Source organism: Bizionia sediminis, from assembly GCF_042684585.1.
GTDB lineage: Bacteria > Bacteroidota > Bacteroidia > Flavobacteriales > Flavobacteriaceae > Algorimicrobium > Algorimicrobium sediminis.
The window spans coordinates 288,775-314,748 of record NZ_JBHULS010000001.1 but is presented as its reverse complement, the minus strand read 5'-3'; the positions used below and the strand labels follow the sequence as shown (position 1 = coordinate 314,748).

The following is a 25,974-nucleotide window of genomic DNA, read 5'->3' as shown; positions in this document are numbered from 1 at the left end:
AAACCAGCAGCGTTTGAGCTTGAAGTACCATAAGTGTCAAAAGTTTTCCAAAAATCTGTATCTGAGTTATTATTTATATAATTCCAACAGGATGGTAAATCTGGTGTTGAAATTGACTCGAAATCTTCTGTCCAGGGAAAGGTAGTTACTGCCTCGCAAAGCGTTGTAAAACTAAAAGGGCCTACCCAAGCACTAGTTTCACCACCGCCGCAATCGGCTTGCACATAATATTCATAAGTTGTGTTAGCAGTTAATCCTGTAATTGTAAACGGGTTGGATACACCTGTATTGGTAGCGGTACCAGTTACCGTATTGCCAGCAGTTACATTTACTATTTCAATATTCCAAATTGTAGCTTCTCCATTCTCTGTCCAACCTAACTCTGCTGTAGTATCTGTAACTAAACCAATATTTAATGCAGAGGGATCTAAACATACCGGTGGTGCAGCAGAAACGATTGTTGGAGACGTTAAACAAAATCCCCAGAGCCAAGTTCCATTATTACTAGTGTCAATATAATAAAAACGATATTGGAAACCTGCTAATTGTGTAGCGGTAAAACCCGAAATATCTAAAATTGGACTGGTGTATGCGGACACACCAGTACATGTTTGGAAATCAGTGTTATCGGAGTTGCCAGTAAAATTTTGAAGTACTGACCACGTCATTGCGTCTGCATCGTAAACCTCAATACGGAAAGGCTCGCCTAATGACCTGAAAATGTATTCACCACTAACAGAAACCCAATTTTCACCAGCATCATTGGCAGCAGTTAAATCAATAACTGGCGAGGTTAAAATAAGTGTGTCAGATGAACCATTACCAGAAGTATCGTCATCATAAGTAAATGAATTACCCGAAACTGTGGGGTTTGAAATTAAGCCTAATGAATTAAAAGAACCGGTAAGTGTCCATTCTGAATTAGGCCAATTTGCAGCTTGGTTTAATGTTTGAGAAATCCCAAATGAAATTCCCGCAAAAAACATTAAAACAAAAAAGTTAACTGTAATTTTTTTCATAAAATAAAAAATATTTAATTTGTGTTGAATGAATCCTTAAACTTATTAAATTTCCTTCGCTGAAAAAACCAACAGCGCATTTAGTCGTTAATTGTAGGAAAAAAGCCGCTAAACCGTAGATTGAAAAAAAATTAAACATGCTTTTTTAATGACTAACCAGCTTTCAATAGCGTATAATTGGTTGCCGTAAAATAAGCTTGTCGACTACTCTAGGTATTATAATAAATCCAGTGTTGATTTTCGTTTTGGTGTTTCTTGCATCTTAAGTTAAAACCGTAATATTATAAATCCAACGTATCATGAGCAAATTCAAGAGGGCCAGAAATAAAGAAGCATACTTGAACATAATAATGTAAATTTGTGTTTAAAAGGTTTTACAAAAATGTTTATTAAGGAAATTACAAGTACCCAAAACCCGTATATTAAAGAATTGGTCCTTTTAAAAGATAAATCTAGAGCGCGCAAAAAGTCGGGATTGTTTTTAATTGAAGGTACTCGTGAGATTGATTTAGCCCTAAAAGGTGGCTATGATTTGGATACCATTTTATTTTATGCCGAATTATTTTCGGAAGAACAATTACATAAACTAGCAACTGCTGCAATTAAGCGTATAGAAATTTCCAAAGATGTGTATCAAAAATTAGCGCATCGCGATACAACGGAAGGTATTTTGGCTATTGCGAAACCAAAATTACACGCATTAGATTCGGTTATATTACGTACTGAAAACCCCTTAATTTTAATTGCCGAAGCACCCGAAAAACCAGGGAATATTGGTGCCTTATTGCGCACTGCCGACGCGGCAAATGTAGACTTGGTTATTATTGCCAACCCAAAAACAGATTTATACAATCCCAATATTATTCGCTCAAGCGTTGGCTGCGTGTTTACCAACCAAATTGCTACAGGAACGACCACTCAAATTATTCAGTTTTTAAAAGACAAACAAATTCCCATTTACTGCGCAGCCCTACAAGCCTCCGTTGCTTATTACACTCAAGATTATACCAAACCAACCGCTTTGGTTGTTGGTACGGAAGCTACGGGATTAAGTCAGGAATGGCGTGATGCGGCTACGCAAAATATTATAATTCCTATGCAAGGCGAAATAGATTCCATGAACGTATCTGTTGCAGCTGGAATTCTTATTTTTGAAGCGAAACGCCAGCGAAATTTTTTATAACATGCCAATTGTCAGCTTGAGCGCAGTTGAAGACCATAAATTAAATAAATATGTTTTCTGATAACGTTTACATTATTAAATGCTCGGATGATAGCTATTACACTGGGTTTACCAATAATTTGGACAGGCGTATAAATGAGCATATTCACGGAATAAATCAATCTTGTTATACGTTCAAAAGAAGATCTTTAGAAATTCAATTTCAGGAAACGTTCATAGATGTTCTTCAAGCCAAATATTAAAAAAAAATCAAAAGATGGACACACGCCAAAAAAGAAGCATTAATAAATGGTGATTTTGATAAACTTCAAATTCTTTCTGAATGCAGAAATGCCACGCATTATAAATATAATGGTGTTTAAAAACCCCCGAATAAATTGATAGAATACTTTACAGTAATAAACAGGAATCTAGTATTTAGTCTCTATTTTTGCAACTCATTAAAATCACAAAAAAAATCAAACACGAAAATGTTAAAGAACACCTTTGGGATTTAGCTTTTTAAAAATTGGAATTTACCTCTTATGACCGCAACCACCTTATTCTATTTCATAATAGCTATTATTATAATCGATTTTGTAGTCGATAAAATCCTAGATGCCTTAAATGCCAAAAAATACAACGACCCCATTCCTAATGCGTTAAGCGATGTTTACAACGCCGAGGATTACAAAAAATCGCAAGCCTATAAACAGGCCAATTACAAATTTGAGATGTTAAGTTCTACCTTTTCAATTGTTGTAACGCTCGCATTTTTAATTTTTGATGGCTTTGAGTTTATCGATAACCTAGCAAGAGGCTATTCCGAAAATCCGATTATAACCGCCCTTTTGTTTTTTGGTATTATTGTAATTGGAAGCGACATTTTAACCACACCTTTCGCCTACTACCAAACGTTTGTTATTGAAGAAAAATTTGGATTTAATAAAACCACTAAAAGTACTTTTTTACTAGACAAACTGAAAGGGTGGCTTATGCTAATTATTTTAGGAGGTGGTATTTTAGCACTCATTATTTGGTTTTATGAAACAGCGGGGCCTAACTTTTGGTTATATGCCTGGGGCCTAGTAACTGTTTTTACCATTTTTTTAAATATGTTTTACGCCAAACTAATCGTGCCGTTATTTAATAAGCAAACACCGCTAGAAGCTGGTGAACTTCGCGATAAAATTTCGGCTTATGCTAAAACAGTTGGGTTTACTTTAGATAAAATTTTTGTTATTGATGGCTCCAAGCGCAGCACTAAAGCTAATGCATACTTTTCTGGGTTTGGAAGTGAGAAGCGCGTAACCCTTTACGATACGCTTATTACCGATTTAAACGACGATGAAATTGTAGCTGTTTTAGCCCACGAAGTCGGTCATTACAAAAAGAAACATATTATCTTCAATTTGGTAACATCTATTTTGCTTACCGGTATAACCCTTTTTATTTTATCGGTGTTTATATCCAATCCGTTGCTTTCTTTAGCTTTAGGTGTATCGGAACCCAGTTTTCATGCGGGTTTAATTGCTTTTGGCTTGCTTTACAGTCCTATTTCAGAAATTACAGGCTTGCTTATGAATTGGTTTTCACGAAAATTTGAATATCAAGCAGATAATTATGCGAAAACAACCTTTAAAGCCACGCCGTTAATTACCGCGCTTAAAAAATTATCTAAAAATAATTTAAGCAACTTAACACCACATAAAGCCTACGTTTTTGTGCATTATTCGCATCCTACATTACTACAACGCATTACAAATTTAAAAACTTAAGCCGTTTTATTTTGTCGGTTAGCTTTTGGAGGCATCGTGCCAAAAACCCGATCCCAAAAGGTATTGGAAACGCCAAATGCCTTATTGGGGTATTGATAGTGGTGAAGACTATGGTGCAACCACAATTTCTTGAATTTTTTAGGTGGTCGTTTTATGTGCATGGCTCTGTGCACGAAAGAATACAATAAATAACCTACAAAAAAACCTGGAAAAAAACCGAACACTAAATTGGTAATACCTGCCAACCAAAACATAAAATAAAAAAAGGCAAATAATAAACTAGCTAAAATGAGCCCAGGAACTGGGGGCATTAGTAAACGCTGTTCGTCTTTAGGAAAATGATGATGCGCCCCATGCATAATAAAATGAAACCGTTGCGACCACTTTGCTTCGGTTACCCAATGAAAAACATACCTATGCAATATATATTCGGCAAACGTCCAAAAAAACAAGCCACCTAAAAACAAGGCACCAAAATATACCAAAGGTAGCGCCCTAACAAATAAAGCCACATACACCAAACCCATTATTACCAAACCATATACTACAATATTAGCAACGGGACTGGTTTTTGTTAAACGTTCTAAAAATGAATTTGAAAAAATTTGAGCCTGTCCTTCTTTAAAATTAGTACCAACCTCGGGTTTCATAGCTTACATTTTAGTTGTTAGTTATTTAAACAGTAAGGTATTAAAATTTCATTTAAAAGTAAAATTAAGCTTGAAATTCATTTATTTATTAGCGATATTTAGCAAAAATTGACAGATGAGAGATTTAAAATTGATATGGGATTTTAGAGGGCCAGACGCCTTGAAAATAGCTGAACATCATGAAATTCATTTAAAAGAATATATCCAAAACCATAAATTAGATTTAAATATTACTGGATATCAAGCCGAAAACGATATGCATGCCATTGCCTATTTGGTGGTTCCAGAAAATGAGATGAAACCCATTCGCGATGCACTTAAACCACATCGAGGTCAAGTATATACACCTGAACCATGATTATAACTGCCATTATTTTAAGTATAGTTGCCTACTTAATTAAATCCTTAAAACTATATGATTTAATTGCCGGTTATAACACCATGTCTGATGATAAAAAAGCGCAGTATAACATTGAAAAAATAGCTGTATTATACGCCAATACCATGTATGCCATGGCTATAATTATTGTGCTGGGTTACGCGGGCGCTAAAATATGTAACAACATGCAAATTGGTTCTTACACCACCTTAATTGCCGTAGGTGTGGGTGTTCCTTATATGCTTATTCGCGCCAATTCTAAAGATTATAAAAACAAATAAGTACCTAGCTTTATAAAAAGCTGTTTATAGGTGAGTTATTGCAATGCACACCCCAACTAATTATAACTATTAAGAAAGATTGTCTTTGTTAAAATTCAATGTTTTAGAAAACTAAATAAAGCGGCGCATTATAAAAAGATGCTCAATGTTGGCGGAAAAAGCTGTTTTTTAACCATTTACTTGCACAGTAAACCAACAAATCAAGGTTAACGCGAATAATTAGGCGATTCTTTAGTAATGGTAACATCGTGCGGGTGACTTTCATTAATTCCAGAAGCGGTAATTTTTACAAAACGACCAGACTCTTTTAAGGTTTCGACGTTTTTAGCGCCACAATATCCCATACCTGCACGCAAACCTCCTACAAATTGGTGAATGCTTTCATGTAATTCGCCTTTATATGGAACGCGACCAACAATACCTTCTGGCACTAATTTTTTAATATCGTCTTCAACATCCTGGAAATACCGATCTTTACTACCTTGCTTCATGGCTTCCACAGAACCCATACCGCGGTACGACTTAAATTTTCGGCCTTCATAGATAATAGTTTCGCCAGGCGATTCTTTAGTTCCGGCCAATAAAGACCCAAGCATTACCGAGTCGGCTCCTGCAGCCAATGCTTTCGGAATATCCCCAGTATACCGAATACCGCCATCGGCAATTACCGGAACACCGGAACCTTTAATGGCTGCTGCCACTTCTAAAACAGCAGAAAACTGCGGAAAACCAACTCCTGCAACCACACGTGTGGTACAAATTGAGCCGGGTCCTATTCCAACCTTAACGGCATCCGCACCTGCTTCCACTAAATATTTAGCTGCTTCGGCAGTCGCAATGTTACCAACCACCACATCTAACTCTGGAAATTTAGATTTAACTTCTTTTAAAATAGTTACCACGCCTTTGGTATGGCCGTGGGCCGTATCGATAATTATGGCATCTACACCAGCAGCTACCAAGGCTTCCGCACGCTCTAGAGCATCGCCAGTAACACCTATAGCGGCTGCAACGCGCAAACGCCCAAAAGAATCTTTATTTGCGTTTGGTTTTTGTGTTAGTTTGGTAATATCGCGAAATGTAATTAAGCCTATTAGCTTATTATTTTCATCAACAACTGGTAATTTTTCAATTTTATTTTCTTGCAAAATACCTTCGGCATCCTGCAATGAAGTGCCTCTACCTGCAGTAACTAAATTCTCCGAGGTCATAACTTCAACAATTGGTCGGGCATTATTTTTTTCAAAACGCAAATCCCGATTCGTAACAATACCTTTTAAAAAACCGTCGGCATCAATAATAGGAATACCACCAATACTGTATTCGGCCATATTTTGTTTGGCATCGCCAACAACAGCGGTTAAGGGTAATGTAACCGGATCGATTATCATACCGCTTTCAGCACGTTTTACTTTGCGCACCTTAAAGGCTTGCGCCTCAATGGTCATGTTTTTGTGTAATACACCAATGCCACCTTCCTGCGCCATAGCTATAGCCATTTTGCTCTCCGTTACGGTATCCATAGCAGCGGATACAATGGGAACATTTAAGGTTATATTTTTAGAAAATTTAGATTGAATGCTAACTTCGCGTGGTAAAACTTCAGAGAATGCTGGAACTAATAAAACGTCGTCGTATGTTAATCCTTCGCCTAAAATTTTGTTGGTGTGTGCTATCATGATGCAATTACGGTTATAATTGCGTGCAAATATACAATTTATATAAAGAAATTGGTTTTAAGTTATTAATAAATTATGCATTGTAACCAAATTAGCTTGAAAAAAAACAAAAGGATAAGTCGTTTGTAAAGACTAATATATCACTTACTACCTAGCGTATATTAGTTTAAAGCGGGCTTTTTTAGGTTTTCTAGATAGTGTAAAAGGGCCGGTTGCCAAACCCAAACTTGCCCTTTTATGTTTGTTTTTTTTTTACTTGAAATTAAATTTTAATTTGCAAGGTTGTATACCAGTTTCTGGGTGCCGATGGAATTATTCCTGGTCCTGGATAGCCAGTAGCTCTACGCGTAAAATAGGCATTATCCGTCAGGTTGTTTACACCCGCCTCTAGCTTAAAACGCTTGTAATTGTAAGACACCGAAACATCTAAAATATGGTAGCTAGGTATTTCGCCTATAACCCCACCAATATTCGACTCAACGGAATTTGTAGCATCGGTAAACTGATTGGATAAATGCGAATATTGCACACTCGCTAATATGTTTTTATAACCAAATTTTAAGCCTGTTTTAAAGTTAAGTTCGGGTACAAATTCTACTTTATTACCTTTAATACCAACTTTGTTGGAGGCTGTGTACTCCGAGTTTATAAGCGATGTATTTATAAAATAATTTAAACTGTATTTAGCGTTTAAACCAATAATATCTTTCACATTTATATCAAACAATGACTCTACGCCGTACATAATGGCATCACCTACATTGGTACGCAAACTTATTATACGCGAACCTGGCAGTACTTCTTGTACAAACCCAATACGATTTTTATAAACCAAACTAAATACGTTTGCATCGTAGGAAATAATGCCTTTAAAATTACCGCGCAAGCCTAAATCGGCTGTAAAGCCTTCCTCATCGGTTATATTGGGATCGATTGCAAATGCTGGATTAAAAATACTAATATCCGCAAAGGTTACAGAGCGGTAATTTTGTGATATATTTCCGTAAAATTCTAGCGCGCTATTCGCTTTATAACTTAAACCCACTCCGAGTAAAACAAACGACCTCTCAAAATTTTGTTTTTCAAAAACTGTTTCATTAAAAATAGGGTTTCCGGCACCATCCAGTCTTATTTCCTTAAAAAAACCATCGCTTTCTGTTTTTATATACTCAAATCGGAATCCAGGTGTCACAGAAAATTTATTCGAAACATAAAAGATATTTTCACCAAAAACAGCCATATTTAAATTAGGCAGTTGGTAATCGGATTGGTTTGGATAGTTTGGAAATGCATTGGTGTAAAAATTAAAATCCGCACCCGCGCCAGCACTTCCAGGCCCTTGTGTTTGTGTATTATTAGCGTTGTAATACTTGGCACCAACTAAAAAAGTTGCCTCTTTATTAAGCAGCTTATAGGTGTTTAGATAACGGGTTTCAAATCCGAAATTTTTAAAATCCCCTTTTATTAAATCGCGCTCATTTCCTGGGTCTATTTGGTCCACGCGGTTGGTTCTGAAACCCAAAGCATATCGGGATGCTTGCAAACCAAAAACACTAAACGTAAAATCGCTTGTTTCTGAAAACTTATGAGTTAATTTTGCATTGTACAAAAGCCAATTTACTTGAAACCAATTGCGCTCCCGGTTACTTTGGTAGGGGTTGCTATAAAACATGGCATCGGTTAAGCCTCCCGCTTGCTGTGCCAAATAACGCATGTAAGTAAACTCGGTAGTTACCGAAGTATTTTCAGAAAATTTATAGCCTATATGAGCATAAACATTTTTGGATTCAAATTGCGAATTTGGTCTGAAACCGTCGCCTTGTTTGTAGTTAAAATAACCGTAATAACTCCAGTTGTTTTTAGTGCCACTTACACTGGTAAAATTGGTATACAAACCATAACTACCAACGGTATTACGGGTAATAAGTTCCAGTGGCTTGTTGGGGTTGGGCTGTTTCATTTTAAAATTAACCAACCCACCAAATTGGGTTCCAAATTCTAACGAGGCTGCACCTCTAATTACTTGTACTGATTCCAAGCCTTCGGATGCGGGTGTGTAATAGCTTTCTGGATATCCTAAAACATCAGCACTAATATCGTAGCCATTTTGGCGCGTGTTAAAATTAGAGGTCCGATTAGGATCTAAACCACGACCTCCAATATTTAATTGCAGACCAGCGTCGTCGTTTTGATAAATATTTAAACCCACCACCTGACTGTAAATTTGACGCGCATTGTTACTAGCTAAATTGGCCATGCTTTGGTCCACTAAAACCACTTCCGTTTTCTTACCGGCGTAAATTGCGGTACCTTCCACATCTTTTAATCTGGATAGCGCAAACACTTGACTTTTACGGGCAAACAATTCCACTTCGGATAATGACACGCTTAAAGGTGTTAGCTGCACCTGTAGCGTTTGGCTAGTACTAACTTGTACCGGTATTTCTAACACATCAAACTCGTAAGAGAAAAACACAACGGTTAGGTTTTCTTTTACTGTAGAAAACTGGTAATAACCCGATGCATTTGTTTTAGCTAGTAGCCCCGAATCCTTGTCATATACCTCTACATTTTCAATAGGTGTATTGGTTTCGGCGTGGGTTACAATGCCCGATACGGTTTGCTGCGCCCATGAGGAAACTCCTACAAACAGCACTGCTAATAAACTAATTACTTTAAAGTCCTTTAATTTCATCGTTGAAAGGTAATATCCAGAATTTATGCTGGAATGATTCTTTTATTTGATATAAATCTACTGTCGGATTAATAAATGGCTGACTACGCCTACCGTTTAGTGCCACGTAACTTTCGGCAAAAACCTGTACATTTTCGTGCCCCTGTTGGGAAAAATGATTGCCTAAATAATGCGCGTATTCTAAAATAAAATCCGGTTGAAAACTCATTTGCTTTTCCTGAAAAGATGTTAGAAAATCTGAATTATCGACAACAAAAGCAGCTCCTGTTTCAGCATTTTTAATAGTAAATGTGGTGTAACCCATTTTTTCTATAAGCATAACACGCCAAGAAAATCGGAAACCTTCTTCGGTCCAAAACAATTCGCCTGGGTAGGCTAGATATCGAAAAGGTATAACCAGTTGCAACACAAAAAAAAGTACTAGAAAAGGCAAAAACACCTTTTTATTTTGAAATTGGTACTCTGTTATTTCGCGTAAATTATGCACCGGTTTTAAGGTCCATTTTTTACGAACCCAAAGTATAAGCGTTTTTATACCTGCTAGTATTTTTTTATGAAAATCGGCTTCAAAAAAGATTAGTGTAGAAACAATCATTATAAACGGAAACATGCCTATTGGGAACAACACCCTTGTAAAAACATGGAAAAAAACAACCAAGGCAAAGGCCAACAACCGGGTGCGTTTGTACAGCAGTAAAAACGGAATAAACAAATCGTATAACATACCACTCCAGCTCATGGCAAAATGAAACCATTCTTGTTGCATGAGGTTTTCGCCAATAAAGGGTAAATCGTATTTTGAGGGCAACCAAATTTTTAAGGGCATGGCTCTAAATAGCCAATCGCTATTAATTTTTGCCAGTCCGGCATAAAAATAAACAATACCTAGAAGCAGTTTTATACTATCTATGGTCCAGTTTGGTACTTTTTGGTAGCTAATTTTTTTCAGATACCCATCTACCGAAAAATGAGCATGGGCTGGTAAAAAAATCATTAAAAAACTTAATAAACTTATAAAATAATAATGGTTTAAATAAGTTGTTTTATCCATTAATTCAATATAGGTAAAGCTTAAAAAAAAGGTAATTATAGCTATCCGGTATTTAAACCCTAATGCCACACAAAACGCAGCTATACCGCAAATAATAAAAAGAACATAGGTATAAACTCCCAATGGTTTTACCCATTCGAAACCATAAAACGAAAAGTGCATTTTTGGAAGAATGTATAACTTTTCAATCCAGCCATTGGCCCAAAACCGAATGATACTAAAAAGCATCATGATACCAAAAAGCATTCGGAAAACCGCTAAAGGGGCAGCACTTGTTTGTTTAGATACGTATGTTTGTAGGTTGAATTTCATAACAAAAAAAGATTCTTCAAACCTCTAAAAAGTTGAAGAATCTTTAATTACTTTATTATTAACTTATTAGTCGCCATCTGCATCTACGTAATCCACACTAATATTCATAGCCTGAATCATGTCTACCTTTAATAACACCACCACTTTCTGTAATTCGTTATAGGCATCTGTCATTTTAGCGTTATTGCTTGTAACTTGTTCTGTAAAATTAGCTTGCAATCCGTTTATTTCTTGACGCGCTACTTCAATTTGATTGTTTATTAAACTAACCAAATCTTCACCATTTTTTACAGAGTTTAAGTACTGTAAATACTGCCTAAAACTGGCGTTGGTAGCGCTGCTATTGTAGGCTTTACCGTTGAAGAAATCCTGAACCGCATTTAAAGCTTCCAATGCTAATTCTTTAGAGGCATCACCTTTGTAGAAGGCTTCTGTTTTATTTGGAAGCGGCGTGGTTGAAAATACGCCCGCAGGAATACCAATTTTATTAGCTCGTAAGCCTTTTTCGTAATAGAAAATAAAATCGTTAGTCAGTTTGTTTGTAGCACTAGTAGCGGTATTGGCTGTACTGTTTACAAATTGGTCTCTGTAAACCGTGGTCCAATTAGTTAAAACAGTTGTGGTAAGTGTTTTCATTTGGTTTACCACATCCGATAAGTAGGTTTGGTATTTACCGGCATTACCATTTGTTGCGTACATATCTAAAATACTGGCATCGGTACTGCCCAAGCCAAATAGCAGATAATCCAAAGCAGGGAATCCAACCGCATCTTGGTTATTAGGATGCGACAAATCGTAATTTCCGCTGGCTACATTTGCTTCAATTTCTGAAACAGAGGTCGGATAAATATTCATTTTAGAATAGTAATTTAATGCTTCTGCTTGACCAATATTAAACATTTCGGCGTACTGCCATACTTTATATGCAGACAACCAGGCTGCGCGTAAGTTTTCCAACGCTGCTTGATTTGGAGAAGCAATAAAAGCATCTTTTGCCCCGGTTAAGGTTGTTAATTTAGCATCTAAATCCTGAAAAACTGGAATAATAATATTATCCGCCCAGTTAGTTAGCATGGCTTGTCTATCAAAACTATCTGCTACACCCCCTGAATTGGAGGTTAAATCGTCGTTAGAACTACAGGCCACTATTAGGGCGACCATTGCAAATACTGAAATTATTTTCTTAATCATGATTCTATTTTTTTACTACTATATACGCACACAAACAGACCCCTTTAGTAAGGCGCCTGTTTGTATGCAAATATGGACTAACTCGTTATTAAATTCATTGTTAACTTGCGGCGTTTGCTACAGAAAAGTTAAAACGTGCTGCTATTTCATCGGAAATCATATCTAATGTTTCGGCAGTTACATCCCAGAAGCCGTTACCAGCTAGTAATTCATTTATATACCCCATTACTTCTTCGTGTGTAAAGTATGGTTCATTGGTATTAGGCTTTCTAGTAAATTGTAGGCTGTAAATAAATCCAAACCCTTCAGAAAGTTGGTGAAATGCAGATCCCATATCGCCAGCAGCAATTTTATCTTTACCAGCTTGTAAGTAGTATACACCGCGAATGGCAATGACTTTAGACACCTTTTCTCTTATTATTTGAGCTTGTTGGTCACGTACATCGTAGTTATTGGCTACAATGGCCGCACGACCAAGTTTAAACGCCTTGTAAATATCATCTGCAATACCAGCAAAATCGCTATCATTATCTACGCGACTTAAATATTTATTTAAGAAGCCATCGGCACCTAAAACTGGTACACTAGGATTGTCCTCTGCGCCGTATAAATAGCCATATGCTTCATCCCATTTGTGCTCCATGGTAGTATACGTTTTTCCTTCTTCCAGCACTTTATTAGTGTTGTTAGCAGTATTGGATCCAGCATCAAGCACACTTGTACTTAAATAATTATTTAAAATTTGATCGGCCATTAAACCACCTATTAATCCTTTAGCAACCGCTTGGTTTAATTCCAAACCTTTGGCATCTACATAACGCACCGAGCTATTGTTTAATTCCTGAATACTTCCAGGCACACCAGCTGTGGCAGGCTGATTCCAGTTAGGATACACCTCGCTCACTTGGTTGGCAATCCAGGTATCGAAATCTGTTTTTATGGCGTTAGCTACTGTTACGTTAGCCGAAAAGAAATCTGTTGAAGCAGCTACTTTGCTTCTAATATTTTTGTTGGAGGCATTTAAATCAGGATCCGAAAAATCTGCTTCACCCTCAACATGGGCAAACATAGCGTCTAATTCGGCTTCTGTTTTGGCATTATCCTTTAAGGCTGAAGCCAATTCGTTAGCCATTAAAATTCGTGTTGTTTGTCCGCTAAAACTAACCGTAGAAGCTCCATTTCTTTCAAAGGTGTAAGTAACAGGTGCTACAACACCATTATCCACAACAGGCGTGTTGTTATCGTCGTCGCTAGAACAAGAGGTAAGAATCATTGCAGTAAGGCCTGCAGCCATAAAAAGTTTTTTCATTTTTATTTAGACTTATTATAAATAATGTTTTAATTCTTGTGCAAAAATAAATACTGAAAGTGACTCTGACAAGATTATTTAGATTAAATTTAAATAAAAATTAACGTTTACAATTAACTCGTTGAAAAACAGTTTTGTAGACATTTTAATGATAAATACTAAAAATTTTGGTTGCTTCATTATAGGCACTCTCAAAACTTAAAGCGTTTAAACCTGATAGTTTTTGAGTTGTAAAATATGACAGTAGTTTTTCGGTAGGCATGTTTCCAGTTAATTCATCTTTTGCCATAGGACAGCCACCAAACCCTTGTATAGCGCCATCAAAACGCAAACAACCGGCTTTGTATGCGGCATCTACTTTTTCAAACCAGGTTGTTGGTGTGGTATGCAAATGCGCACCAAATTCAATTTGCGGATATTTTGGTATCAGATTACTAAATAAATAGTTAATGTTCTCTGGATTAGAAGTTCCCACGGTATCGCTTAAGGATAAAATTTTAACCCCCATATTACTTAAGGTTTCGGTCCAATGGCCCACAATATCCACATTCCACGGATCGCCATAAGGGTTACCAAATCCCATAGATATATACACAACAACCTCTTTATTAGCCTTGTTGGCAATTTCTAAAATTTCTTGTAAGGTAATTACCGATTGCGCAATGGTTTTATGCGTATTCCGCATTTGAAAATTTTCGGAAATAGAAAACGGATAGCCCAAGTAAGCTATTTCAGGATGTTTAGCTGCTGCTTCTGCCCCACGTGTATTGGCTATAATGGCTAGCAATTTGCTTGTGGTTTTACTTAAGTCCAACTGGGCTAAAACTTCGGCCGTATCTACCATTTGCGGAATTGCTTTTGGCGATACAAAGCTACCAAAATCAATGGTATCAAATCCTACGCGTAAAAGCGATTGAATGTACTGTACCTTTTGCTTGGTAGGAATAAATGCCTTAATACCTTGCATAGCATCTCGCGGGCATTCTATTATTTTTACTGGTGTGTTCATGGCATCCAAAGATACTAAACTAATATATTTACAAAAACCTTTTTCCTAAACTAAAGCATTATAATAATGGCAATTCCAATAAACACAAATATTTGAAGCCACTTTAAATACCATCCTATTTTATTATTTGTAGTTAGATAATTTGAAATGAAACCCGCTAATATGGCAATTGCCGAAAAAATGACTAACGAAACCGCCATGAATATAAAACCTAACACATAAAACTGCCATACGTTATTAAGCGTATTGCTAAACAAAAAGCCAGGAAAAAAAGCCAAAAAAAACATGCTGACTTTGGGGTTTAATACATTCATAATAAAGCCTTGCTTAAACAACTGTGCTACCGATTTTTTAGGAACTGCTGTTCCCGTAACCGTTAAACTACCTGAACTTTTAAAAACCTGATAAGCTAAAAACAACAAGTATCCCGCACCAAACAGTTTGATTATAAAATATAAAGTCTCGCTATTTTTTATCACTGCCGAAACTCCGAAAGCCAATAAAGAAGTATGAATAATACACCCCGAAATTAAACCAAAAACAGTTGCTAATCCGTATTTTTTACCGTGTGTAACGCTTTGCATCAACACATATATATTATCTGGACCTGGCGATATAGCTAAAGCCGCTGTTGCCAATATAAAGGATATGAGGATATCGAATTCCAAAAAACTAACGCTTTAACAGCGCGTTATTAATGTTTTTAACCAATTTTGGACCTTCGTAAACAAAACCGGTGTACACTTGAACTAAATCGGCTCCCGCCTCTATTTTTTCTAGGGCATCGGCAGCCGAGTGAATACCGCCTACGCCTATTATAGGAAAGGCTTTCTGGCTATGTTGTGCCAAATATTTTATGACCGCTGTCGATTTGTCTTTAATTGGTTGTCCACTTAATCCGCCATTGCCAATTTCAGCAAGGCGCTCGGGGGCTGTTTTCAAGCCACTTCGATCTACAGAGGTATTACTTGCTATAACGCCATCTAGTTTGGTTTCAATAATGAGTTCAATAATTTCATCCAACTGCTGCGTATTTAAATCGGGTGCTATTTTTAGCAATATAGGCCGTTGCTTTTTATAGCTATTATTTGCTTTTTGCACAGCCTGAATGAGTTCAACTAGATAATCTTTGTCGTTAAGCTTGGCATGACTGCCTACATTTGGGCAGCTTACATTTAACACAAAATAATCTACGTATGGGTGTAGTGCATTAAAACAGGTTAAATAATCTGCGGTGTAATCGGCTGGTTTTGTTTGTGTATTTTTACCAATATTTCCACCAATAATTACGCGACCTTTATTGGTTTTCAATTGGGTAATGGCTGCCTCTAAACCAGCATTGTTAAAACCCATGCGGTTAATAATGCCTTCGTCTGCCTGCAATCGGAACAGGCGTTTTTTAGGATTCCCTGCTTGCCCTTTGGGTGTTACGGTGCCAATTTCAATAAAACCAAAACCAAAATTTGCCAACTCATTAAACAATACAGCATTTTTATCGAAACCAGCCGCTAAACCCACGGGATTCCTAAAGGTTAATCCAAAAAGTTTTCGCTCTAATTTTGGATTATTTACAACATACAGGCTTCTAAAAATAGCTGCCATACCAGGTATTTTAGAAGCTATTTTTATTAATGAGAAAGTGGCATAATGGACCTTTTCAGGATCGAAAAGAAAAAATATTGGTCTTAAAAAAAGCTTGTACATGAGTAATTATTTGCACAAAAGTAATTCTAAATAAAAAAATGCGCAATTCAAATGCTATAAATATCATTAATCGTAAATTTGCCTTTAATAATATTAACCTGATACTATTATAAAAATGATTTCAAAAGAACATATTATAAAACGATTTGTAAGTTATGTAACCGTAGATACCGAATCTGATGCCAGCTCGCATACCACACCTAGCACAGCCAAACAATGGGATTTAGCAAATGCCTTGGTTGAAGAGCTTAAAGCTATTGGCATGCAACATGTTACTATAGATGAGCACGCCTATATTATGGCAACGCTGCCTAGTAATGTGGATCATGAAGTGCCTACAATTGGTTTTATATCGCACTTTGACACCTCGCCTGATTTTACTGGTGCCAACGTGAAGCCGCAAATTCATGAAAATTACGATGGAAAAGATATTGTTTTAAATAAAGAAGCTGGTATTGTATTATCGCCGGATTATTTTGAAGACTTACTACTTTACAAAGGTCAGACGCTAATTACCACAGATGGTACCACACTTTTAGGCGCGGATGATAAAGCAGGTATTACAGAAATTGTTTCGGCAATGGAATACCTAATAAAACATCCAGAAATAAAACATGGCGAGATTCGTGTGGGCTTTACTCCTGACGAAGAAATTGGAAGAGGCGCACATAAATTTGATGTTGAAAAATTTGGCGCCGAATGGGCCTATACTATGGATGGTAGCCAAGTAGGCGAATTGGAATACGAAAATTTTAATGCTGCTGGAGCGGTTGTAACCATACAAGGCACCATTGTACATCCGGGATATGCTAAAGGTAAAATGGTAAACTCCATGTATATTGCAACAGAATACATTAATTCTCTACCCCGACTTGAAACACCAGAGCATACGGAAGGTTACGAAGGTTTTTTCCATTTACACAGCATGAATGGTGAAGTAGATAAAACCACCTTGGAATATATTATTAGGGACCACGATAAACAACATTTTGAGGCTCGTAAAGAAGTTATGCAAAAATTGGCAAACGACTTAAACGCGCAGTATGGCGATACAGTAGTGTCTATTACTATCCAGGATCAGTACTTCAATATGAAAGAAAAAGTAGAACCTGTAATGCACATTGTAGATATAGCCGAGGAAGCTATGTTAGATTTAGGCATTAAGCCCCTCATAAAACCTATACGTGGTGGCACAGACGGATCGCAGTTGAGCTATATGGGACTTCCTTGCCCTAATATTTTTGCAGGTGGGCATAATTTTCACGGACGTTACGAGTATGTTCCTGTAGAAAGCATTATTAAAGCCACAGAAGTTATTTGCAAAATTGCCGAGCTAACTGCTAGCAAGTACAAAAACAATTAAGCAAAGGCAGGTAATAAAACTGCCACCTAAACCGAAAAAAAAAAGCCACTCAAATACATATTTGAGTGGCTTTTTTAATGATTATAAATTTCTATTTGCTATTCGAGTCGTTTAGTTTTTTGCTCATTTCCATAGAAATGGCAGAGCGATCGAATTTTAGTTTGCCTGCAAGGGTTTCAATTACGCAGCTAGAGTCTTTGTCGTTAAGCTCTACTATTTTACCGTGCATACCACTTTTAGTAATAATACGGTCGCCACGCTTTAATTCTGCAGCAAACTTTTTTTCTGCTTTTGCGCGTTTCATCTGTGGTGCAATCATGAAAAAATACACGACTACAAACATTAAGATAAACGGCAAAAATGTGCTTAAGCTTTCTCCCATCTAATTAAATTAATCGTGGTTGTGGCCTTCATGACCGGGTTGTGTGCTGTATTTTCTTGGAGCGGCATTTTGAATAGCGCCTGCTGGCATAGCAGCTTGACCAGATACAGCTGATGCTGAAGCTCTTGCTGGAGCATTAGGATCTGGCTTTACAAAAGCAGATACCTTCACGGTTTCTCTTCCTTTTTCGGTATTTGCAGTAACGGTAACTGTTTTTGTTACTTTATTTGCACCGGTACCATCAAAAATTACAGTAAACTGTCCTGTTTCGCCTGGTGCCAATGGCTCTCTACTCCAATCGCTTGGAACTGTACAGCCACAGGTACTTTTTATATCGGTAATTACTAAAGGTGCTGAACCTGTATTTTCGTATTTAAATACCGTTTGAACTTTGGATTTTGCTTCAATTTCACCAAAATCGTGTTCTGTTTTATCGAAAGTTAACACAGGAAAGTTAGCTGCTTGTGCATCTCTGCTAGCTGCTTCTGCTACATTACTTTCCTCAATTTTTTTTGTTGCGTCTTCTTTACAAGAAGTAAAGGCAATAAGGCAAAACGCGCTTAATCCTAAAAGTACTTTTTTCATAATAATAATTATTTTTTGTTCGGGCAGTAAATGTAAGGAATATTTCTTATTGCATCAAGCCCCTCCCTACTTTATTTAAACTATTAGAGGCCTGATATTCCTTCACTAATTTATCTAAAATACCGTTAATGAACACACTACTTTTTGGTGTGGAATACGCTTTGGCTATTTCTAGATATTCGTTAATAGTAACTTTTACCGGTATGGATGGAAAATACAGAAGCTCGCAAATAGCCATTTGTAGTAAAACGGTGTCGATACTTGCAATACGATCGGTATCCCAATTTTTTGTTTTGGATGCAATAATAGCATTTAGCTCTGTTTGCTTTAAAATAGTTTTTTTTAAGAGTGCGGTAGCATAGTCTCTGTCATCTTCATCTTTAAATAATTCTGGTAGAAAAAATGTATCTGGGGCTTCCGCTTTTACCTTTCGCAAACGTTTTAGTATGGCGGTATTAACCACAGGCAAATCGTCTGTCCAAGTTAAACTTTGGTCTTCTAAATAGTCGTATAACTTGTCGTTTGGCGCTATTACTTCTTTAAACAAGGTAACAATAAACGCTTTGTCTTCGGCAAATGTTGAGGTTCTGGTTTGCATGTAGTCCTGATAGAGTTTAGAAGCCAATGTAGCTTTAAAAATTACATCTACATATTCGCCATCTAGCTCCCAGTTTTTAACCTTATAATCTTCAAAAGCATCATTTAATTTAATGTTTCGTTTTAAGGCTAAAAGTACTTGATTATTGCTAAATTTTTTATTGGGATTTTTATCATCCGAAGTAGCTAACTGTTTATTTTGTGTTTTACGCAGATAATCCTCGGCGCGTTCCTGCAACTTAATAAGCAGGGAAAGTTGCAACAGGTACAGGTTATACATATTTTCGATACTACCCAAAAGGAATTTTTGGTCTGCACTAAAATTACCGCCTTCGCCTCCTGTATAGGCATAAAGGGTTTGCATTACTTTTATGCGAATATGTCTTCTATTTAGCATACTTACAAAGAACTTTTAATTTAAAGGGGCGAAAGTAAACCTTTCGCCCCAAAAAAATATAATTATTTAGAAAAAATTACTTCGAATTTTCTTTTTTTCTAGCTTCTATTCTAGCTTCAGCCATACGCATGGCGGCCTGGTTTGTTGTTATATTGTCCGTTTTGGCGTTATTTAATATTTCCAAGGTTGTATTGTAAATATTTTCAGTTTTACGCATAATTTCTTTACGGTCGTAGCCTTCTAACTCGGCGTAAACATTAATAATACCACCCGCATTTATTAAAAAATCTGGTGCGTATACAATGCCGCGCTCTTGTAAAATAGGGCCGTGTTTTGCTTCTAAAGCCAATTGGTTATTTGCTGCACCAGCAATAATTTGTGCTTTAATTTTGTAAATGGTTTCGTCGTTTATGGTTGCACCCAAAGCACACGGGGCATAAATATCCATTGTTTCGGCATAAATATCGTTTCCACTATATATGGTAGCGCCATATTTTGCGCTAACCGCTTCCAAACGTTCTTGGCTAATATCCGTTATGGTTACGTTGGCGCCTTCGTCTACTAAATGCTCCACTAAAGCTTCACCTACATTTCCAATTCCTTGAACAAACACCGACTTACCTTCTAAAACATCGCTACCATACTTGTATTTTGCGGCTGCTTTCATACCCATAAACACGCCATAAGCGGTTATAGGCGATGGATTTCCGGCACCTCCTAAAGATTCGGATATACCTGTAACATATGGTGTAACTTCGCGAACAGTGTCCATATCGGCGGTAGTCATCCCAACATCTTCAGCTGTAATATACTTACCACTTAAACTATGCACAAACGCGCCAAACTTACGCATTAATTCCGGTGTCTTTTGGGTTTTTGCATTGCCAATAATTACGGCTTTACCACCACCTAGGTTTAGGCCTGTAATGGCAGACTTATAGGTCATACCTCTAGACAGTCTTAATACATCGTTTAAAGCTTCCCATTCATTTTTGTAATCCCACATTCTAGTACCACCTAAAGCTGGACCTAAAACGGTATTATGAATTCCAATAATTGCTTTTAAACCTGTATCTTTGTCGTTGCAAAAAACAACTTGTTCATGATTATCAAATGACATTTGTCCGAAAACTGGATCTACCTTGTGTAAGTCATTCGAGTTTATAACGTCTGTTACCATATTAGTTATAATTTAAAGTTATTGCGTTTTGTACTATTTGTAAAAACAACGTGCAAAATTAAGTGATTATTAATGTTTAAACAACATAAATAATATGAATTTAAGAATTTGTAAAAACTTTGGCCAATACTAGCTAGTTAATGAAAGAATTAAAAACGTTAAATAAGTACTTTAAAAAGTATAAATGGAAAATAATTATTGGTATTGTAATTACCATTGTTTCCAAAATTTTCTTGCTTTTTACGCCCGAGCTTATTGGTGCATCTATAGATGTTGTAGATAGCTACCGCAAAGGTACTATTACCGAAATTGATGTGGTTAAACAAAAGTTACTACTAAATATTGCACTCATTATTGGTGCTGCCATTATAACGGGTATTTTAACGTTTTTTATGCGACAAACCATTATAAACGTGTCGCGCTATATTGAATTCGACCTAAAAAATGACATTTACCAGCAGTACCAAAGACTCTCTTTAAATTTTTATAAGAAAAATAGAACCGGCGATTTAATGAATCGTATTAGCGAGGATGTAAATAGTGTGCGTATGTATGCCGGGCCTGCCATTATGTATAGTATAAACACCATAACGTTGTTTATTATTGCTATATCATCTATGTACCAGCAAGCGCCTTTACTTACGCTATACACGGTTATACCACTACCTATTTTATCTATTATTATTTACAAGCTAAGTAAGGTAATTCATAAACGCAGTACGGTAGTGCAACAGTATTTATCGCGCCTATCATCGTTTACTCAAGAAAATTTCTCGGGTATTGCCATTATAAAGTCTTACGGCTTGGAATCACAAACGGCGCAAGAGTTTGATACACTGGCAACGCAAAGTCGCGAAAAACAACTGGATTTAGTTCGGGTAAATGCCTTTTTTTACCCTATGATGATTTTACTTATTGGTTTAAGCAACCTAATTGTAATTTATATTGGCGGTCTTCAGTACATTGCTGGCGAAATTAGTTTGGGTGTTATAAGCAAGTTCATTATTTACGTTAATATGCTAACTTGGCCAGTAGCTACCGTGGGTTGGGTAACCTCTATTGTGCAAACCGCTGCGGCATCGCAAAAGCGCATAAACGAATTTTTACAAGTAACTCCAGAAATAGAGAACACCGCTAGTGAACCTTCTAAAATTTCTGGTAACATAAGCTTTAAAAAGGTTTCTTTTACTTACGATGACACAAATATACAGGCCTTAAAAAACGTTTCGTTTGAAATAAAAAAAGGTGAAACACTTGCTATAATTGGCAAAACGGGATCTGGTAAATCTACTATTTTAGATTTAATTGGCAGGTTATACGACGTCCAAAACGGACAAATTTTAATAGACAATAACCCTATAAACACCTTAAATTTGTCAAGCCTACGCGATGCCATTGGCTATGTTCCGCAGGACGCCTTTTTGTTTTCAGACACCATAAACAACAACATAAAATTTGGCAAAGAAGAGGCTACCGAAGCGCAAGTAATACAAGCTGCTAAATATGCCGAAGTTCATGAAAACATCATTAATTTTAACAAAGGCTACCACACCATGTTAGGCGAACGGGGCATTACCCTTTCCGGAGGTCAAAAACAGCGCGTATCTATAGCGAGAGCTATTATAAAAAATCCGCAAATACTATTATTTGACGATTGTCTATCTGCCGTAGATACCGAAACCGAAGAGAAAATTTTGAACAACTTAAAAATTATTACCGAAGGCAAAACAACAATTATTGTAAGCCACCGGATTTCTGCAGCCAAAAATGCCGATAAAATTATGATTTTAGAGGGCGGTAGCATCCAACAAATGGGAACACACGATACATTAATAAATACCGACGGTTACTACAAAAATTTGTATTTAAAACAATTAAGTGAATCTGAACAAGCCTAAATTACGCATAAAAAACACTGGAAATAACCGTTATAATGCGCAGCATAACTAAATACACTAATTGTTGCAAAGCCAACCCAAAAGAAAACTCATAATTTGTTGCTTACTATCTGTTTTTTTTAGATTTTTGAAAAACCTATTACGTACCTTTTTTATAATTTATTAAGAACTATGGATAACAATGGCATGATGGAGAAAGAAGAAATTTTTTCTAAAGTATTAAGAGCCGGTAGACGTACCTATTTTTTTGATGTAAGATCCACAAAAGCAGGCGATTATTACCTGACTATTACCGAAAGCAAAAAGTTTACTAATGACGATGGCTCTTTCCATTATAAAAAACACAAAATTTATCTGTACAAAGAAGATTTCTCGGAATTTAGTAGCATTTTAAACGAAATGACAGATTTCATTATTAACGAAAAAGGCGATGAAGTTATTAGTGAACGACATCAAAAAGATTTCAAAAAAGAATTTACAGATGCTCCGGATAGTGTACAAAGTGGAACTGAGTCGAAATCTGCCGAACGTTTTACAGATATAGATTTCGACGATATTTAAGAAGCACATAAAAACCATAAAAGCTACCTCATTTTTGAAGTAGCTTTTTTTTATAGTTTAATAGCCAACATACTGGCTATAATAACAGCTACCAAGTACATTACAGCAATACCACCGCTAAAAGTTAGCATTAAAAAAATAGCTACCAAAGCAAGCCAAATTGGCACCAAACCAATAGCTATTGCAAAGCGAAAAGTGGCTTTAAATGCGGCATCCTTTATACGCGGACTCACTAATAATTTCCATATCATATAAGGCCCTAAAAGTAACAGAATCATTAAAAATTTAAACAGCCTTTTTAATAACAACGGACTTTTGGCTTGGTATGGAAAGTGGCACTTTTCAAAGTTAGACGCCATACAACTATTTACGGCACTCGGATATAAAAAATTAGCTCCCAATGCCTGTAACTTCGTGGCTGTTTGCTGGTATTGCGCTGCTGGAATATGGGTTGTAAGTCGGCTTAACGCATGCCAAACATCTGTTTTTAAAAGCTTTGTAGCATTAGTAATATTTTCAGCAGTATACGCTTGGGCTTTTATAGCTGTACCAAAATTAATAAATACCGAATTAGCACAATCTGTGGCCTGTTCATAATTTAATCCAATGGGTACTATTTTTAAATTACAATTAGGATTGTGTTTTAAGGTTTCCCAAACAACGCGCGTAAACCCTTTACTTACTGGTCTTACGGTTCTATTAATATGATGATTGCCTTCTGGAAAAATAACCACTGTATCACCTCTTCCTAAAATTTTACTACACTCAAAAAATACCTGCTTGTTATTTGTTATGGTTGTCCAGCCATCGCGCACCCTATAAACGGGTAACATATTTAAACTGCTTAATATAGCCCGTATCATGGGTTTCTGAAAAACACTTGCTCGCGTTAAGAAATAAGAAAATCTTCCCGAATGTACCGCTATTAAAAGCGCATCCATAAGCGCATTGTTGTGATTAGCTACAAACAAAATAGCCTCGTTAGATGACAGTGGCGTTTTAAACGCAACACGAACGCGTTTGTAGTAAAAAAACAGGCCTAGCTTTATGTAGGCTCTAACACTATATAGCCAAACTTTTTTCAAGATTGCTGTGTTTTTAAAACAGATTTAGCAGACCAAAAATAAGCCAACAATAATCCAGAAACAATGTGCCAAACGCCCCAAAAAGCAGCCATAAGTGCCATACCTCCTAATCCGTTAAAAAAAGTAAAAATAAGTAGTAAGCCAATTCCTGAATTTTGTATACCCGTTTCAATGCTTATGGTTTTCGTGTTTTTAACAGACAGTTTAAAACCTTTGGCTACCAAGAATCCTAATGCCAAAGCTAAAATATTATGTGTAATACCTAGTAGTAGCACGTACTGAATAAATTCTGAAAAAGACTGTAAATTATTCAGCAAAGCAATTATTACAATACCTATAAAAACCACTACAGACACTGTTTTAACCACGCTGCAAGGGTTATAGCCACATTAGGAAATTGGCTGCGCACAAACATTCCTAACACCAAGGGTATACCCAAAATAAGCATTATTACACTAATAATATCTGCCGGTTGCAACGAAACCTGTTCTAGCAAGGCCGCTGTTGGCGGGTATTGTCCCGCATAAAACTCGAAGTTTAGCGGCGTCATTACAATGGCCAAAACAGAGGATATTGCTGTAAGACTTACAGAAAGTGCGGTATTTCCTTGCGCCAAATGGGTTATAAAGTTTGAAATATTGCCACCCGGACATGCCGCAACCATAATCATACCCAGTGCTATACTGGGCTGCGGATTGCTAACTAAAACAAATAAATAGGTTAAAAAAGGTAATAATATAAACTGCGAAAGAACACCAACAAAAACCAACTTGGGTTTTTTAATTATTTGTTTAAAATCGTTGGTGGTTATTCCTAAAGCTACACCAAACATAACAATGGCTAGAGCAGTATTTAAAACCCATAAATTATTAGAATCGAAATGAATTTGAATCCTGTCTAGTTCCTGCATATAAAAAAACCTATCCTAAAAATTACGCTGTAAGATGCTACAAAAATTTAAAATAGCCAATGATATCTGTATAAAATTAGTTAGCTTTTTCCAACTCGGAAAGCAGCAGATTTTTCAGGTTGTGCGGAAGGACATGATATAAAACTTCTCAAAAACCACAAAACCAATTGTAAAACTTACAATTATTGTTTACCTTGATTTTTAAAAACAACATGGCACAAACACCTTCTAATATGCTACCTTTAGGCACGGTAGCTCCTAACTTTAGTTTAACAGATAGCCTAACGGGAAAAACCATTAGTCTTCAGGAAGCAAAAGGTACCCGTGCTACCGTAATCATGTTTATTTGCAATCACTGTCCGTTTGTAAAACACGTAAATGCAGAACTTGTTAAATTAGCTAAAGACTATCAGGCAGCAGGTGTTAATTTTATAGCCATATCTAGTAATGATGTGGAACATTATCCCCAAGATGCACCAGATAAAATGAAGCAAACAGCTATTGTGGAAGGGTACACATTTCCGTACTTGTATGACGACACTCAAACTGTAGCAAAAGCCTATCAAGCTGCTTGCACACCAGATTTTTATGTGTTTAATAGTAAATTGCAATTAAGCTACCGCGGCCAGTTGGACAATTCGCGCCCGGGAAACGACATACCTGTTACAGGTTCCGATATCCGACATGCTTTAAACTGCCTTATTGAAAATAAAGAAAACCTAACCGAACAAAAACCCAGTATTGGCTGCAATATAAAATGGAAACAAAGCAGGCCATAATAAAAAAAGCTACCTCAT

General features: G+C 36.5%; 26 protein-coding genes. 9 read left to right on the top strand and 17 right to left on the bottom strand.

What is annotated here, in order from left to right:
* Nucleotides 1-1,019 (bottom strand): fibronectin type III domain-containing protein (locus ACFSQP_RS01330; RefSeq protein WP_376891226.1); only part of this gene is annotated, 1,019 nt, incomplete at its 3' end.
* A gap of 388 nt (nt 1,020-1,407) precedes the next feature.
* Here ACFSQP_RS01330 and ACFSQP_RS01325 point away from each other — a divergent pair.
* The 3 genes from ACFSQP_RS01325 (at nt 1,408) to ACFSQP_RS01315 (ending at nt 3,959) form a co-directional block, all read left to right on the top strand.
* Nucleotides 1,408-2,202 (top strand): TrmH family RNA methyltransferase, encoded by a 795-nt coding sequence (locus tag ACFSQP_RS01325; RefSeq protein WP_376892106.1) that lies wholly within the window; start codon nt 1,408-1,410, stop codon nt 2,200-2,202.
* Between the two features lie 50 nt (nt 2,203-2,252).
* The gene (locus ACFSQP_RS01320; RefSeq protein ID WP_376891224.1) at nt 2,253-2,444 is read left to right on the top strand and encodes a GIY-YIG nuclease family protein; all 192 of its coding nucleotides are present in this window, start codon (nt 2,253-2,255) and stop codon (nt 2,442-2,444) included.
* A 282-nt stretch (nt 2,445-2,726) separates the two neighbouring features.
* The gene (locus ACFSQP_RS01315; protein ID WP_376891222.1) at nt 2,727-3,959 is read left to right on the top strand and encodes a M48 family metallopeptidase; all 1,233 of its coding nucleotides are present in this window, start codon (nt 2,727-2,729) and stop codon (nt 3,957-3,959) included.
* Here the strand turns inward: ACFSQP_RS01315 and ACFSQP_RS01310 are convergent.
* Nucleotides 3,956-4,609, bottom strand: coding sequence for a sterol desaturase family protein (locus tag ACFSQP_RS01310; RefSeq protein ID WP_376891220.1), 654 nt, complete (start codon nt 4,607-4,609; stop codon nt 3,956-3,958). The two genes, ACFSQP_RS01315 and ACFSQP_RS01310, sit on opposite strands and share 4 nt — an antisense overlap.
* 115 nt (nt 4,610-4,724) lie before the next feature.
* Here ACFSQP_RS01310 and ACFSQP_RS01305 point away from each other — a divergent pair, with 115 nt between their 5' ends.
* Both ACFSQP_RS01305 and ACFSQP_RS01300 read left to right on the top strand, forming a co-directional pair.
* Nucleotides 4,725-4,967 (top strand): hypothetical protein, encoded by a 243-nt coding sequence (locus ACFSQP_RS01305; RefSeq protein WP_376891219.1) that lies wholly within the window; start codon nt 4,725-4,727, stop codon nt 4,965-4,967.
* Nucleotides 4,964-5,269 (top strand): DUF3784 domain-containing protein, encoded by a 306-nt coding sequence (locus tag ACFSQP_RS01300; protein ID WP_376891218.1) that lies wholly within the window; start codon nt 4,964-4,966, stop codon nt 5,267-5,269. Before ACFSQP_RS01305 ends, ACFSQP_RS01300 begins: the two co-directional genes overlap by 4 nt.
* Before the next feature lie 206 nt (nt 5,270-5,475).
* On the opposite strand, the gene guaB is transcribed toward ACFSQP_RS01300, so the two are convergent.
* From guaB to ACFSQP_RS01260, 8 genes are all read right to left on the bottom strand, one after another.
* A complete protein-coding gene (guaB, locus tag ACFSQP_RS01295; RefSeq protein ID WP_376891217.1) occupies nt 5,476-6,948 on the bottom strand; it encodes an IMP dehydrogenase in 1,473 nt (490 codons plus the stop codon).
* Between the two features lie 262 nt (nt 6,949-7,210).
* On the bottom strand, nt 7,211-9,643 hold the full coding sequence (locus ACFSQP_RS01290; protein ID WP_376891216.1) for a TonB-dependent receptor domain-containing protein: 2,433 nt from the start codon (nt 9,641-9,643) through the stop codon (nt 7,211-7,213).
* On the bottom strand, nt 9,624-11,006 hold the full coding sequence (locus ACFSQP_RS01285) for an HTTM domain-containing protein (RefSeq protein WP_376891215.1): 1,383 nt from the start codon (nt 11,004-11,006) through the stop codon (nt 9,624-9,626). Before ACFSQP_RS01285 ends, ACFSQP_RS01290 begins: the two co-directional genes overlap by 20 nt.
* 66 nt (nt 11,007-11,072) lie before the next feature.
* A complete protein-coding gene (locus tag ACFSQP_RS01280) occupies nt 11,073-12,197 on the bottom strand; it encodes an imelysin family protein (RefSeq protein WP_376891213.1) in 1,125 nt (374 codons plus the stop codon).
* Nucleotides 12,198-12,297: 100 nt separating this feature from the next.
* Complete coding sequence (locus ACFSQP_RS01275; protein ID WP_376891211.1) at nt 12,298-13,506, bottom strand: DUF4856 domain-containing protein; 1,209 nt, start codon at nt 13,504-13,506, stop codon at nt 12,298-12,300.
* A 145-nt stretch (nt 13,507-13,651) separates the two neighbouring features.
* Nucleotides 13,652-14,515 (bottom strand): hydroxymethylglutaryl-CoA lyase, encoded by an 864-nt coding sequence (locus ACFSQP_RS01270; RefSeq protein ID WP_376891210.1) that lies wholly within the window; start codon nt 14,513-14,515, stop codon nt 13,652-13,654.
* A 50-nt stretch (nt 14,516-14,565) separates the two neighbouring features.
* Nucleotides 14,566-15,183, bottom strand: coding sequence for a LysE family translocator (locus tag ACFSQP_RS01265; RefSeq protein ID WP_376891209.1), 618 nt, complete (start codon nt 15,181-15,183; stop codon nt 14,566-14,568).
* Nucleotides 15,184-15,187: 4 nt separating this feature from the next.
* Nucleotides 15,188-16,219, bottom strand: a complete 1,032-nt coding sequence (locus tag ACFSQP_RS01260) for a quinone-dependent dihydroorotate dehydrogenase (RefSeq protein WP_376891208.1) — start codon at nt 16,217-16,219, stop codon at nt 15,188-15,190.
* 115 nt (nt 16,220-16,334) lie between these two features.
* Between ACFSQP_RS01260 and pepT the strand changes: the two genes are divergently transcribed.
* Complete coding sequence (pepT, locus tag ACFSQP_RS01255; RefSeq protein WP_376891207.1) at nt 16,335-17,582, top strand: peptidase T; 1,248 nt, start codon at nt 16,335-16,337, stop codon at nt 17,580-17,582.
* A 91-nt stretch (nt 17,583-17,673) separates the two neighbouring features.
* Here the strand turns inward: pepT and yajC are convergent, their stop codons facing one another.
* The 4 genes from yajC to ACFSQP_RS01235 all read right to left on the bottom strand — a co-directional run bounded on the left by yajC (nt 17,674) and on the right by ACFSQP_RS01235 (nt 20,723).
* Nucleotides 17,674-17,964 (bottom strand): preprotein translocase subunit YajC, encoded by a 291-nt coding sequence (gene yajC, locus ACFSQP_RS01250; RefSeq protein WP_376891206.1) that lies wholly within the window; start codon nt 17,962-17,964, stop codon nt 17,674-17,676.
* 9 nt (nt 17,965-17,973) lie between these two features.
* Nucleotides 17,974-18,549: a DUF1573 domain-containing protein gene (locus tag ACFSQP_RS01245; RefSeq protein ID WP_376891205.1), complete on the bottom strand. Its 576-nt coding sequence runs from the start codon at nt 18,547-18,549 to the stop codon at nt 17,974-17,976.
* A gap of 46 nt (nt 18,550-18,595) precedes the next feature.
* Entirely contained in the window at nt 18,596-19,543 is a 948-nt protein-coding gene (gene nusB / locus ACFSQP_RS01240) for a transcription antitermination factor NusB (RefSeq protein ID WP_376891204.1), read from the bottom strand.
* Nucleotides 19,544-19,619: 76 nt separating this feature from the next.
* Nucleotides 19,620-20,723: a Glu/Leu/Phe/Val family dehydrogenase gene (locus tag ACFSQP_RS01235; protein ID WP_376891203.1), complete on the bottom strand. Its 1,104-nt coding sequence runs from the start codon at nt 20,721-20,723 to the stop codon at nt 19,620-19,622.
* Nucleotides 20,724-20,863: 140 nt separating this feature from the next.
* Here ACFSQP_RS01235 and ACFSQP_RS01230 point away from each other — a divergent pair, with 140 nt between their 5' ends.
* Together ACFSQP_RS01230 and ACFSQP_RS01225 are read left to right on the top strand one after the other, a co-directional pair.
* The gene (locus ACFSQP_RS01230) at nt 20,864-22,621 is read left to right on the top strand and encodes an ABC transporter ATP-binding protein (RefSeq protein ID WP_376891202.1); all 1,758 of its coding nucleotides are present in this window, start codon (nt 20,864-20,866) and stop codon (nt 22,619-22,621) included.
* Nucleotides 22,622-22,792: 171 nt separating this feature from the next.
* On the top strand, nt 22,793-23,182 hold the full coding sequence (locus tag ACFSQP_RS01225) for a PUR family DNA/RNA-binding protein (protein WP_376891201.1): 390 nt from the start codon (nt 22,793-22,795) through the stop codon (nt 23,180-23,182).
* A 50-nt stretch (nt 23,183-23,232) separates the two neighbouring features.
* Here ACFSQP_RS01225 and ACFSQP_RS01220 read toward each other — a convergent pair whose 3' ends face one another.
* From ACFSQP_RS01220 to ACFSQP_RS01210, 3 genes are read right to left on the bottom strand one after another with little or no spacing between them, the layout of a single operon-like run.
* On the bottom strand, nt 23,233-24,267 hold the full coding sequence (locus tag ACFSQP_RS01220) for a 1-acyl-sn-glycerol-3-phosphate acyltransferase (protein WP_376891200.1): 1,035 nt from the start codon (nt 24,265-24,267) through the stop codon (nt 23,233-23,235).
* On the bottom strand, nt 24,264-24,623 hold the full coding sequence (locus ACFSQP_RS01215; RefSeq protein WP_376891198.1) for a hypothetical protein: 360 nt from the start codon (nt 24,621-24,623) through the stop codon (nt 24,264-24,266). Before ACFSQP_RS01215 ends, ACFSQP_RS01220 begins: the two co-directional genes overlap by 4 nt.
* Nucleotides 24,614-25,177, bottom strand: coding sequence for a bile acid:sodium symporter family protein (locus ACFSQP_RS01210; protein WP_376891196.1), 564 nt, complete (start codon nt 25,175-25,177; stop codon nt 24,614-24,616). Before ACFSQP_RS01210 ends, ACFSQP_RS01215 begins: the two co-directional genes overlap by 10 nt.
* Before the next feature lie 212 nt (nt 25,178-25,389).
* Here ACFSQP_RS01210 and ACFSQP_RS01205 point away from each other — a divergent pair, with 212 nt between their 5' ends.
* A complete protein-coding gene (locus ACFSQP_RS01205; RefSeq protein ID WP_376891194.1) occupies nt 25,390-25,956 on the top strand; it encodes a thioredoxin family protein in 567 nt (188 codons plus the stop codon).
* Nucleotides 25,957-25,974: the final 18 nt, after the last annotated feature.